Below are 13,433 nucleotides of genomic sequence, written 5' to 3'. Positions count from 1 at the left end.
GGTAGAGCGTTCTTTTTCTATGGTGACTGATTTATTGATGGATGGAGCAGTTTAATTCGGTAATATTTCTATAAATTCTCCTGCGAGTGTGGCTAAGTACATTTCGATCTCAAGTTGAGGATAACGGGATAAGATTTCTTGAGAGGCTTTGGTGAGATATTGACGATGTATTTGTTTTTCTCGTTCGGGATCTTTGCTAAGATTAGTATCTATTTTTTTAGCATATGCGCCACAATCTTGATGATCAATAATTATTACTTTTTGAATATGATGGAGTTGTTCAGATAAAGCAAGTTGATCCCAAAAAGCGACGGCATCTTCGTCATGAGGAAAGCCTGTTAATGCTAAAGAGGCTCCGGCTAAAGCTGTCCAGTCGTATTGATTTTTTAAGTTTTTTTCTTTTAAAAACGTTTGTTCACCATCAAAAAAACGATAGTCAATACAGGTTAAAACTAAGGCTTTAGGTTGAATAGGTAAGGAAAAAGCCGAACGAGAGAAAGATAGGGAAGGTAAGAGAATTGAGGCACTTAATAAAGAACGTAAAAACCAACGTCGATGACAATTACAAGTTGTATTCAAAGTATTTACCTCTTATTTTATAATTTTTTCGATTTTTTCACTTAAATACTTACTAACAATTTTATTACCTTCGGGTGTAATATGAATACGATCGCGGTAAATTGATTTGGGTGGTTCTATTTGTTTAAATCGCGGTAAAAAATCTAGATAAAAAATAGATTCTGTTTTGGCTAATTCCATTAAGCGGTTTTTGGCTCGTTGTTGAAATTCTTTAGATGATTGTTCGACTTCTTGTAATAAGGGTGTCATCGCAATGATTAATTGAGCGTTATTGGCTTGACATACTTGATAAATTTCTTTAATAGCTGCTAAATTAATTCCTACAATATCTTTTTCTTGTGGCTTTGGTGTGTTGTCTTTTTGTGGTTCAGGTGAGGGAAAATATCGGCGATAGAGTTCATTAATCGCCAGTGCAGGTTTATGATCAGGATAATTGATATCTTTTCCCACCGCTTCAGAATTGGGCATACCTGAAAAGAAATCATCGGTATTTAAAAGTAAGATAACAACTTGTGATTCAAAAAAACCGTATCGTTTTAGATATGCGAGTTGATTTCTGGGACCCCAAGAATTAGCCGAAGCATTTAACACTTGTATTTGATTATATTGAGATAATTTAGGATTTTTTAATTGTTTTTCGAGCAAAGATGAGATAGTTTCGTGTTGATCGGTCCACCATCCCCCATTTGCGATCGAATCACCAATTAATAAGATTCTTAAAGTATTTTCAGGACGTTTTTTCTCAATTGGATCGCTTCGCATTGAATATTCATTGATCCAAATTCGGTTATTCATGCGGCGTACTTTTTGGTTAGGAGCTAATAGATAACCCATTTCTCCATCAGCTTGATACAGCAAAGGATTACCAAAACCGATATATCGTAAACCACCTTCTAGCAACGCGACAATTGTAACTAGAATACCCAAGAAAATATAGAGAATGTTCACTCGTCTCACTTCAAACAAGAGTAATAAAGTTTTCGCTAACTCATTATCTACAAAAGTGCAACATTTTGGTACATAAGTTTAAAATTTATCTTCCCTACTTCTTCCCGATTGAGCATTATTATAAAAAATATAGGGACTAGAGGGATTACTTTAATGTTCTTCATTTGATTAAAAACTGTTAATGTCAAGGGCAACAAACATTTAAGAGTCTTGAATTAACTGCTCATTTTTTCCCGAATAGAAACTATTTACTTGATCGTTATTTATTGGGTGGTTGACTTCAACCAATTTAGGAGCTACAAAATATGTTCGACAACGCTTTACCTCTCGATATCAATCCTTCTACATTAGCTTTAGAGCCTCAACCAGCTAATAGCTTACTCCCTGATTCTAGAATGAATTCCGATTTCATTTTGAATTCAATTTCAGAGCAGAAAAATTTTGAGACGATTTTAGAACAATTTACAGGTCTTTCTAATTCTCTCGCTCAACAAACACAATTAGTCTCCAATGACAGTTTAATCCAAGCAGGTAAACCCGATTTAGTCATTAATAAAATGACAACCCCTACATCGGCAACAGTCACCAGTACCATTAATTTTAACTATACGATAAAAAATCAGGGAACTGCTTCTACTGGATGGTCTGGAGGTTACACCAGTTTCTATTTATCGAAGAATTTAACGTTAGATAATTCAGACATTTACTTAACAGATGACTACTCTGATACTTTGGCTGCGGGAGCTTCTAGGAGTGAGTCTACTTATTTTTATCTGAGTAGTGATTTAGCGATTGGAAACTATTATATATTAGCGAAAGCAGATGAGTATAATTATGTAGAAGAAAGTAATGAAAGTAATAATATTTTTGCTAAAGCGATTACGATTCAAGAACTTCCGAAACCTGATTTAGTCATTAGTGATCTGACAGTTCCTTCAGATGCGGTGGGCGGTGATTATTTAACAATAGATTATACGATCGCAAATCAAGGACTAGGCTCGACAGACTGGAACGGTAGCAACAATAAATTTTATCTTTCTACTGATGCAACCCTCACTAATTCTGATATTTATATAGGTTCTGACTATACTTATTCTATGGAAGCTGGAACAAGTCAAAACAGTTCAGCCTATATTTATTTAGATGAAACCATCACAACAGGAACTTATTATCTTTTTGCTCAAGCAGATGGCGATAAATATATTGCAGAAAGTAACGAAACGAATAATTTACGCTACAAGACTATTAATATTACAGAAGCTCCCAAACCTGATTTATTAATTACTAAACTTGTTGCACCGCAAACTGTGACGGCGGGTTATTCCCTAGATGTAACATTTACTCTGAGAAATAAGGGAGATGCTTCTACAGGTTGGTATGGTAGCGATACTAAATTTTATTTATCTCAAGATACGGTGATTGATGCTAATGATACTTATTTAGATCAAGTATCTTCTTATTACGTTGATCCAGACACTTCTAGTACTGAAAAAGCTTCAATCGCTCTAAGTTCTAAGCTTGCGGGCGGAAACTATTATCTAATTGCGAAAGCTGATGGAAATAATGATCTTGTCGAAAAGAATGAGAACAATAATACATTCTACACATCGATTCAAGTCACGCCTTCTCTAGATGGTTATAGTTCATTTAATGGTTATGGTTTAGTTGATGCGGCTGAAGCAGTGGCTAAAGCCCTTGGACAAAATCCCTTTCCTAGTGTACCCAATTTAGGGGGCAAGAATTGGGGGGCAGATCTGATCAAAGCACCTGAAGTCTGGGCAAAAGGCTATACAGGAAATGGTATTATTGTTGCCGTGCTAGATACAGGAGTCGATCGCAATCATGCCGACTTGAGTAGTAATATTTGGCATAATCCTGGCGAAATCAACGGTAATGGCATTGATGATGACAACAATGGCTTTGTTGATGATTATTGGGGTTGGAATTTCAACGGCAACAATAATAATACAATGGATGGTCATAGTCATGGTACACACGTTTCAGGTACGATCGCTGGTGTGAAAAATGATTTTGGTGTAACAGGAATAGCTTACAATGCCAAAATTATGCCCGTTAAAGTGCTTAGTGATTCGGGTTCGGGATCTGATAGAGGTGTCGCTAAAGGAATACGCTATGCTGCTGATAACGGTGCTCGTGTGATTAATATGAGTTTAGGGGGCGGTAACAATAACGCTGAGTTGCGGGCGGCTGTAGAATATGCCAGCAGTAAAGGTGCTATTGTTGTGATGGCTGCGGGAAATGACGGGGATTCGACCACAATGGGGCATTATCCGGCCGCTTATGCGACTCAATGGGGAATAGCTGTCGGAGCCGTGGACAAACGTAATAATATGGCTGATTTCTCTAATCGCGCTGGTGGTACTAATCTTGCTTATATTACTGCACCTGGGGTTGATGTATACTCGACTGTTCCCAATAACAAATATGATACTTATAGTGGTACATCAATGGCTACCCCTCACATGGCGGGTGTTATCGCTTTGATGCTCAGTGCGAAAGGTACTTTAACCGATGCTCAAGTTCGTTCGATTTTAATTTCAACCTCGGAAAATAGCCCGACTGCTTCACAGACTAACTCATTATCTGCTTTCTTGTCGCCAGTCGATATGGAGTTAACCCAGTCTCAATTTACGGGGGCAGCCACTAACACGCAGCCAACATGGACAAGAAATGATTCTGAAAAATCGATTTTCATCACAGGAGAAACCGTTCATATTTCTAGTCAATATGAATATGAGCAAGCTTCTCTAACCAGTTTCGATCAGCTTACAGGTTTGGTGTTCCAATCTCAACTCACAAATAAAGAGATTATTTAATTAAATCACTTAACATTTTTATAAAGACGTGGTAAAAATATCGCGTCTTTTTTTTTGTAAGATTTTGTTGGAATTTTGGGCATACTAATCATTAGTACAAATCTGGAACAAATGATTTATGGATGAACAATTAATTACAGCGATCGAGCAAAAAAATCTCGCTCTTGTTGAAGAATTATTAGCCGCCGGAGCAAATCCTAACGCCACTAAAGGAACGAAAACCGCTTATCAACTGGTTCCTCATGGTGGGGATCAGATTAAATGTGCCTTGATCGAAGCAGGTGCCGAAGATCCTGAGCTTAAAACTTCCCTGGTTTGGGTGCTGATAACGGGTCGCACTAAAGCAGTACAAACACTCATTGACAAAGGTGCAGATATAAACGTTAAAACATACTCTGGTACACCGATTCATGCTGCGGCTCGTATTGGACATCTAGAAATTGTAGAAATGCTGATTACTGCGGGTGCTGATGTGGACGCGGGAAATCTCAGTGGAACACCTTTGATGAGTGCGATCGAACAGGGATATACTGAAATTGCTCTTAAGCTAATTGCTGCGGGTGCTTACCCCAATTATAACTCTACTATAGGAGGGACTCCACCAATTGCGATCGCGGCGGCTCAGGGCTTTCCCGATGTCATTCAGGCACTAATCTCTTCAGGTGCAGAAATTAATACCAAAGTACGTCATATTACGCTAAATCAATTAGTTATTCAGCAAGAAGCGTCATCGGCTCTAGGTACAGCATTTGAAGCAATGGAAGCTTTGGGGCGGATGATGGAATCATTAGAAGGTGTAGAGAATGATCAGGAAATTAATAGCGATCGCATGGCTCAAATTCAAAGCGAAATCGCCCAGATCAAGGCTGCATCAACTCAACAAAAAACTCACTCAACAAAACCCGAAAACGCTATAGATACAAATCCTGTGATTATTGCGGCTCGTTGCGGACATACAGCAGCTTTGACGACTCTTTTAGAAGCAGGTGCCGATCCTCATCAAAAAGATGGTGAAGGTTTATCCGCTTATGATTGGGCGATCAGAAACGAGTATCCCAATATTCTAGACGTACTGCGCCGATTTGGGGTCAATGGAAAGATCATCAGTGCCGATGAAAAACTCTTGTTAGCCGCAGAAAATGGCGATCTTGCCGTTGTTCAAGATTGTTTAAACACAGGAGCAAATCCTAACGCACGAGATATCCGTCGTCAAACTCTTGATCGAACACCATTAATTTTAGCCTGTAGTGCAGGATATCTTAGAATTGTCGAGTTATTACTAAAAGCGGGTGCTGATTTCCATTTGACAGATCTAGGGGCTGATGCAAAACCTGTTTCTAAAACCTTGTTAGAACATACCGATCCCGAAACAATTCTTAGTATGAATTATCGTTTTGGACGCACCCCACTAATGTACGCAGCAGCAGGAGGACATTCTGAGATTGTTCAAACTTTATTACAATTGGGTGCTGATGCCAATGACCAAGATACAATTGCTTACACGCCTCTAGCTTTAGCCTCAGAAAATAACCATTTAGCCGTCGTTCGGTTATTAGTGTCAGCCGGTGCGGATGTTAATCAAGCGGTGGCTTATGGCAATACACCTTTAATTCTAGCCTGTACAGCCGGTGCGGTTGAAATTGCAGAAATGTTACTGACTCATGGGGCTAGTATTACGCAAACTAACCGTGATGGTGAAACGGTTTTAATGAAAGCAGCAAAAGTTAGTAGTCTTCCTTTAGTGCGTCTTCTCATCGAGCATGGTGCTGATGTTAATGCGGTTTCTAAAGAAAGAAAAACAGCGATCGCCGAAGCCGCCGGAGCGAGTCATTATGTACAAGTCGAGCCAAACGCTCCAAATTCTAAGTTTACACATCGAGAATATCGCGGTGATGGGAAGTGTTGGGAATGGCAACCTTTAAACGAAGACCATATTATTGAAGTGGTGCAGGTTCTTTTACAAGCGGGGGCCGATCCTAATTTACCCAATTGTGAAACGACTCCTTTAATTGAAGCGGCGAGAAATAATCAATTACACTTACTACAAACCTTATTAAATGCGGGAGCGCGTCTAGAAGTAAGATCATCGGATGGAGATACCGCCGTAGTTCTGGCTAAACTTTATAATCATCTGCACATTTTGGAATTTTTGCAAGAGTACACAGGAACTGATCTCAGTGAGTTTGAAAATACAAAAACAGAAGATGATGAGGAAACAGAAGAAAATCGATGGGGTGAAGAGATAGAACAACCTGACTTTTCTGTTGCTGCACAAAATCCTAATTATCTGCAAGCAGTCAATGATTTAGCCAATCTTTGTGGTAGTAAACCTATTAGTAATGAGTATTGGCTAGGTTGCTTTTCTATTCATGTAGACAGTAAGCGTCGTCAACATATTAATACGGAAGAACTACAACGCCAATTTTTAGAACGGGGTTGCTTTGTTTATGAACCTGATAGCTATTATGGAAATGGCCCCGAAAACTTATGTATTGTTCCAACTACTGATAAATATGAAGTAATTGCCCTGCATCAAACCAATGGTTGTAATTATGGTATCGGGCCAGGTTATGTAATTCAATGGTTAAAAGATCTTGAAGCAAAACAGTCTTTTATCTTGACTTGTATTGCCCATGATACGCTTGGGGGAAGATTTCTTAATCCAATTCAAGAGCCAGAGGGTTTGGCTAATTTGATGTATGATTTTTGTCCAGATATTGTCGATCAAGGCTGTGGCTCAGTTGAAATTTTAGCAGAAAATTTAGATAATAGCGATCGTCTTTACTTCTGGTGGGATTGAGCAAAGTCAGTGCAATGGTAGACTTTCATGTCATCAATATTTGTGTTTATTATAGGTGTACAGATGTACATACTATAATTAAATGATATACCAATGGGACAAAGACAAAGCAATAACCAATTTTCGCAAACATCGTATAGATTTTGCTGATGCGGTATCCGTTTTTAATGACGATCACGCCATCACGATCATAGATGAACGGTTTGACGAAGAAAGGCAGATTACCATTGGTATGGATGCTTTGGGCAGAATTTTAGTTGTTGTCTTTACGTGGCGTGGTAATAAAATTAGAGTTATCTCCGCTCGTAAAGCTACTCGACAAGAACGTACACAATATGAGGAAGGTTAAATATGGAGGTTGAGTACGATTTTAGTCAAGGTAAAAAAGGAGCGATCGAACCGATCCCACCCAGAAAGACTCGCATTACTATCCGACTAGATGACGATGTTTTAGCGTGGTTTCGTGAAAAGGTTCATATAGCAGGTGGTGGTAACTACCAAACTCTAATCAATGAGGCACTACGTCAACATATTCAGCAACAAAATCATGAACACTTAGAAGATATTTTGCGTAGAGTTTTAAGAGAAGAACTCGAAAGAATTGAGAAATGAATTTTGGCAAACGTTCAACTTTTTAACCGAAAGTCTAGAATAGAGGTCGGACTCTATTAATCGATAAATCCATGACCCTCGTCTCTAGTCGTATCTCTCCTGTTCGTTGGCACCATGATAAAGTGTCTTTAATTGATCAAACTCGTCTACCTCAAGAATACACCGTTGTTGAGATTAGTCGCTGTAATGATATGGCGGAGGCGATCAAATCAATGATCGTGAGAGGTGCGCCCGCTATAGGGGTTGCTGCTGCGTATGGAATGTATCTCGGTGCAAGGGAAATTGAAACCACCCAAACTAATGTATTTTTAAAAGAACTCGAAAAAGTCGCCCAGTTACTGAGAGAAACTCGCCCCACCGCAGTTAATTTATTTTGGGCAATTTCTCGGATGCTCAGAATAGCTTATGAAACACCAGGCACAGTAGAAGAAATTAGAGCAATTTTACTACAAACCGCCCAAGATATCCAAGCTGAAGATGTCCAAACTTGTGAAACTATCGGCAAAAATGGTCTTGCTGTACTCCCAACTCAACCCCACAAACTGAGAATTTTAACCCACTGCAATACAGGGGCTTTGGCAACGGCTGGGTATGGCACTGCATTAGGGGTTATTCGGTCTGCATGGCAAGCTAACCGACTTTTGAAAGTTTTTGCGGATGAAACGCGTCCACGTCTACAAGGGGCAAAATTAACGGCTTGGGAGTGTGTTCAGGAGGGGATACCAGTCACTGTGATTACGGATAGTATGGCTGCCCATTGTATGAAACAAGGGATGGTTGATGCGGTGATTGTTGGGGCCGATCGCATTACGGCTAATGGCGATACTGCGAATAAAATCGGTACTTACAGTCTAGCGGTTGTCTCGAAAATGCACAATGTCCCTTTTTATGTGGCTGCACCTTTATCAACGGTTGATTTTCAGTTAGCAACGGGGGCAGAAATACCTATTGAAGAACGAGATCCCTCGGAAATTTATCAAGTCGGAAAAACGATTATTTCTCCCCAAGGGGCTGATTTTTATAATCCTGCTTTTGATGTCACTCCTGCTGAGTTGATTACTGCTATTATTACTGAACGAGGAGCCGTTAAACCGAGTGAATTGTTAGGATTAAAATATTAAGTCAATGCAGTTTTTTGATGTGGTAGTGGTAGGCGCAGGGCCAGCAGGTGGTCACTGTGCTAGATTATTAGCAAAGTTAGGCTATCTGGTTTTATTGGTTGAACAGCATGAGGACTTTCAAAATAATAATTTTTCGAGTGCAGCTAGTCCTCTAGAAACTTTACAAAACTACAATTTACCTGAATCTGTTGTCTCTCGTTACTGGCAAAATATCGAGATTATTTCGACTAATATTTATCGCAGTTGGCAAGCTAAACAACCATTAGGTGTGGTTTTTGATTTTGCGAAACTTAGAGCATTTTTAGCCCAAGATGTCGCAAATAATGGCGGTATTGTTTGGTTGGGTTGTCGTTATTTAAAGTATGGTAATGAAGATGGCAAAATTACAGTTTATCTGCATAAAAAAGGCGGCGAACCATTTACGATACAAACTAAATTATTAGTAGATGCAACAGGCTATTCTAGAACTGTTATTTATCCGAACAAAAAAGATAAACCTAATTTTTTAAAAGGAATTGGCATAGAATATTTAATTCAAGTTGATGAGGAATTATATCAAAAATATAGTGATTCATTAATTTTCTTTTTAGGTTATAAATGGAGTCCACAAGGTTATTCTTGGATTTTTCCGATGGAGAATAATCAACTAAAAGTAGGTACAGCCATTCTGGAAGGTAAACATAAATTTATTCAAAAAAATAAGCCAATTAAAGAATATATTTATCAGATTATACAAGATTATATTAAGTTAGAACACTATCAAATTATTGATATTCATGGCTCGATTTTAGAATATTCACCTAAATTAAATGATATTTATTACAAAAATCAAATCATTGCTATTGGTGATACGGTATCAACAGTTAATTTTCTAGGTGGTGAAGGAATTCGATACGCGATGAAAAGTGCTGAGGTTGCTTGTCGATATATTGAAGATTATCTACAGAATAATCATCAAGATTTTAAAAGTTATGAAGCAGAATTAAAGCAATATTTTTCTCAACGCTGGAATTGGTCAGAACAAATTAGTCGTAAAGTCTATTTAGAATATAGCGATGCTAGAATAGATCAAGGAGTATCTTATCTAAAATATCTATCTTTAGACGATATTATCGATATTCTATTCCATTACACATTTGAAAAATATACCAAAGGTTTGAAAGGATTTTTTATTCAGAAAATTAAACTTTTTGGAAAAAAATTATTCAAAAATATTCATCTATCTTAAGTTATATAATAATTAAAAAAACTATGCCAAAAGTTAGATTATATACTTCTTTTACGCTCTTAATAACACTTTTAAGTCTTCTGAATTCTTGTAGTGGGAATAAATTTTTAGAAGGCAGATTTACCCCAGATCCAAATTTACAAAATAATCCAACACCCACCATTACACCCGAAGTTGGAAGCACACCCAATACCAATACTTTACCCCCCGAAATTCCCCAATATCCCACAGCAAAATTACTTTCAGTTGAACCTAATTCAACAGAAAATATCGGAAAAACAAGATGGGTTACGCCTGATCCAATTAATCAGATTGGGGAATTTTATCAACAGCAATTTCAAGGGAATAACTGGCAGATTATTACTCCATTTTCGTCGATTGATGGCAATAATACATTAGTAGCTAGTAAAGATGGCTTACAAACAACTATTACTCTAGAAGGTAATTCATCTGAAACTCAATTTACTATCGACTACCAACGAGAAGGCGGTACAATTTCATACTCGCCAAACCCATCTCCTACAATCACTCCAAACCAATTACCTACACAAGAAAGCGTAAGTTTTTCGGATATAGCACAAGTTTCTGATCCTTTACGCCGTCATATTCAAGATTTAGGAACTTTAGGAGTTTTGACACCCCAAAATGGCAATTTATTTAGTCCAAATACGGCTATTACTAGGCGAGAGTTTGCCCGTTGGTTGGTAAGAGCAAATAATACTTTTTATCAAAATGATCCAGGTAAACAAATTCGTTTAGGTGAGACAACTTCTCAAAGTGCTTTTCAAGATGTCAATGTTTCTGATCCTGATTTTCCTTATATTCAAGGTTTAGCAGAAGCGGGAATTATTCCATCTCGTTTGACTGGGGATAATAATGCTTTATTATTTCGCCCCACAGCCGTTTTAACAAGAGAAGTTTTGGTGTCTTGGAAAGTTCCTTTTGATCTTCGTAAAGGTTTACCGACTGCGACAATAGAAAATGTTAAAGACACTTGGGGTTTTCAAGATGTCTCTAAAGTTGATCCAAAAGCACTACGATCGCTGTATGCTGATTATCAAAATGGTGATTTAGCAAATATTCGTCGTGTCTTCGGTTATACTACTCTTTTTCAACCGAAAAAAGCGGTTACTCGTGCTGAAGCAGCATCAACATTGTGGTATTTTGGCTATCAGGGTGAGGGAATAAATGCAGAAGAAGTCTTACAAGCAAAAAATCAAACTCAACCTACACAATAAACCCTTGGGTGTTGTGATTGGGGGATGTACTATGATTTACTAAAACAAACTAACCCCCCCTAAATATGATGATATGTATCTAACTGAGCAAGCGATAACCCTATTTTTTACTCTACTGGTGACGGCGTTACCTTGGTTACTCTTTGGGGTTATTGTATCTAGCGGGTTGTTGGTTTTTCTTCCTAAACAAAAATTAGCGAATTTATTACCTCGTAATCGTATTATAGGCGCGATTTTAGGCAGTTGTTTAGGTTTAATTATTTCTGTAACTCAATATGGCAATATTCCTGTAGCGAGAAGATTATTATTACAAGGTGTGCCTTTATCTATTGTATTTAGTTTTTTGGTTGCTGCACCTACTATTAATCCTGTCGTGATTTGGTTAACATACAAAGCTTTGCCCGATTTTAATAATTTTCTTTTCTATCGCGTTTTAGCAACTGGAATTATTGCGATCGCAGTGGGTATTATTTTTAGTTTTTCTCGTGATAAATCGATTATTTTTGATGAAACCGAAAGCTTATCTTACACTCGCTCAACTTTACTCAAAACAGGAACTTTTTTAGTTAATGATCCTCAAAATGATTTAGAAAAACCCAAAAATTCATCTTTAAAACTATTTCTCAGTAATTTTATTCGAGAAAGCATTGAGTTAGGAACTTGGTTAGTTTTTGGATGTGCGATCGCATCTATTGTACACACTTTTTTACCCCAAATTCAGATGATGCAATGGGGGCAAAATACCATATCTCAAATCTTGATTATGTTACTGTTAGGATTTTTATTATCTCTAGGATCGCCTTATAACAGTTTTGTCTTATATCCGATTTTATCTAATTTGTTACCAGGAGCGTGGCTATCATTTTTATTATTTAGTTCTGTCATTGATCTAAAAGGATTTAATTTATTAATCACTGTTTTTCATCCCAAGGTAGTTTTGTATTTAATTCTGCTTCTGTTTTTATTTACTTTATTTTTTAGTTTAATTTTTGGTTATTATCTTGCTTAATCTATCTAAAGAAGTAAAAACGATTCTTAATCAATTTTAATCAAAATCAACATTGTTTAACACGATCCCTGTTGTGTAAACTTTAATTGCGAACACAAGACACCACCCGAAAAGGGTGATAAATTAATAATTAAAGCTACATCAGCTTGAAGCAACAGATATAACTTACAAGGTTGCAGTTAAAGTCAAGTTAGGAGAAAACCCTGTTTAAGTTAACCTCTGTCTCGTTAGCCGTCAATAGCAGCAATCATTCGTGTGTTTCATATTTCCTATACTAAGTTTGAGCAGGGAGTAAAGCTTCATTTACGAAGTATTAATATAACTCCAGCAAGTCTCACCATATTTAAGGAAATCACTGAAATCAGATCTCGATTGCTGCTATTGTTTGAGTATCTAAATTTTTTGTTTATCTTCCCAACTAACTTGCTTGGGTACTCCTATTCCATCTGCAATTGTTGAATCTAAAAAAGAATTGACTTGAGACTGAATAACAATATAATTTAAACCCTCTACATCCGAAGTATTTCTGATACAACGTACCCCATCAGGAGCAACCCGAACAACTGTACCCTCACTCACAGTAAACACCTGCTCATCAACTTGAAATTCTCCTACACCTCGTACAAAAATATAGATTTCTTCATTCAGTTTATGTTTGTGATAAAAGGGAATTGAAGTTTTAGGAGATAAGGTATTAAGGGAAACTTCTGCGCTTGTCAGACTTAGCAGTTGTTTTAGGAAAATCTTACCTTCTATAGCAACTCCTTTTTTGTGATGCTCGAATACATATTGATGGAGTTGGGAAAATTCCCCCACATCAGCAACCGTAAAGTTTTCCCCAGTTTTAGCTACAGGTGATGGTTGAGTTGTCATATTTTTATTGACTTCTAATTTGCAAGTTAAAAGTTATTATAGACAAAATTTCCCTCAGACTCAATATTTAGTACAAAAATATTGACAAAATCTAACTTTGAAAAATTGCTGAGTTGCTTCATCAAAAAATTTCCTTTAGCTAAAGGTGATAATTGAGTTGTCATCATTTTATTAGCAACTAATTTGCA

The 13,433-nt window shown here is 37.3% G+C and carries 11 protein-coding genes; 8 read left to right on the top strand and 3 right to left on the bottom strand.

All coding sequences use genetic code 11. The features are described from left to right. Positions 1-51 precede the first annotated feature (51 nt). Both C7H19_RS17565 and C7H19_RS17560 read right to left on the bottom strand, forming a co-directional pair. The gene (locus C7H19_RS17565; RefSeq protein WP_106458229.1) at positions 52-579 is read right to left on the bottom strand and encodes a carbonic anhydrase; all 528 of its coding nucleotides are present in this window, start codon (positions 577-579) and stop codon (positions 52-54) included. Between the two features lie 12 nt (positions 580-591). Further along, positions 592-1,536 (bottom strand): SGNH/GDSL hydrolase family protein, encoded by a 945-nt coding sequence (locus tag C7H19_RS17560; protein WP_425428914.1) that lies wholly within the window; start codon positions 1,534-1,536, stop codon positions 592-594. A 296-nt stretch (positions 1,537-1,832) separates the two neighbouring features. Between C7H19_RS17560 and C7H19_RS17555 the strand changes: the two genes are divergently transcribed. From C7H19_RS17555 to C7H19_RS17520, 8 genes are all read left to right on the top strand, one after another. Beyond that, positions 1,833-4,364: a S8 family serine peptidase gene (locus C7H19_RS17555; RefSeq protein WP_106458227.1), complete on the top strand. Its 2,532-nt coding sequence runs from the start codon at positions 1,833-1,835 to the stop codon at positions 4,362-4,364. A gap of 118 nt (positions 4,365-4,482) precedes the next feature. After that, positions 4,483-7,164, top strand: a complete 2,682-nt coding sequence (locus C7H19_RS17550; protein WP_106458226.1) for an ankyrin repeat domain-containing protein — start codon at positions 4,483-4,485, stop codon at positions 7,162-7,164. A gap of 82 nt (positions 7,165-7,246) precedes the next feature. Beyond that, the gene (locus tag C7H19_RS17545) at positions 7,247-7,513 is read left to right on the top strand and encodes a BrnT family toxin (protein ID WP_106458225.1); all 267 of its coding nucleotides are present in this window, start codon (positions 7,247-7,249) and stop codon (positions 7,511-7,513) included. Between the two features lie 2 nt (positions 7,514-7,515). Next, a complete protein-coding gene (locus tag C7H19_RS17540) occupies positions 7,516-7,776 on the top strand; it encodes a BrnA antitoxin family protein (RefSeq protein ID WP_106458224.1) in 261 nt (86 codons plus the stop codon). A gap of 71 nt (positions 7,777-7,847) precedes the next feature. After that, on the top strand, positions 7,848-8,897 hold the full coding sequence (gene mtnA / locus C7H19_RS17535; RefSeq protein WP_106458223.1) for an S-methyl-5-thioribose-1-phosphate isomerase: 1,050 nt from the start codon (positions 7,848-7,850) through the stop codon (positions 8,895-8,897). Between the two features lie 4 nt (positions 8,898-8,901). After that, complete coding sequence (locus tag C7H19_RS17530) at positions 8,902-10,125, top strand: NAD(P)/FAD-dependent oxidoreductase (protein ID WP_106458222.1); 1,224 nt, start codon at positions 8,902-8,904, stop codon at positions 10,123-10,125. A 23-nt stretch (positions 10,126-10,148) separates the two neighbouring features. Next, entirely contained in the window at positions 10,149-11,363 is a 1,215-nt protein-coding gene (locus C7H19_RS17525; protein WP_106458221.1) for an S-layer homology domain-containing protein, read from the top strand. 73 nt (positions 11,364-11,436) lie between these two features. Continuing rightward, positions 11,437-12,372, top strand: a complete 936-nt coding sequence (locus C7H19_RS17520; protein ID WP_106458220.1) for a permease — start codon at positions 11,437-11,439, stop codon at positions 12,370-12,372. Positions 12,373-12,765: 393 nt separating this feature from the next. On the opposite strand, the gene C7H19_RS17515 is transcribed toward C7H19_RS17520, so the two are convergent. Next, positions 12,766-13,245, bottom strand: coding sequence for a cupin domain-containing protein (locus tag C7H19_RS17515; RefSeq protein ID WP_106458219.1), 480 nt, complete (start codon positions 13,243-13,245; stop codon positions 12,766-12,768). Positions 13,246-13,433 lie beyond the last annotated feature (188 nt).

The organism is Aphanothece hegewaldii CCALA 016, from assembly GCF_003007785.1.
In the GTDB taxonomy this organism is placed as follows: Bacteria; Cyanobacteriota; Cyanobacteriia; order Cyanobacteriales; family Microcystaceae; genus Chroococcus; species Chroococcus hegewaldii.
Note: the sequence above shows the minus strand (reverse complement) of the source record. Positions and strands in the feature narration are given on the sequence as shown.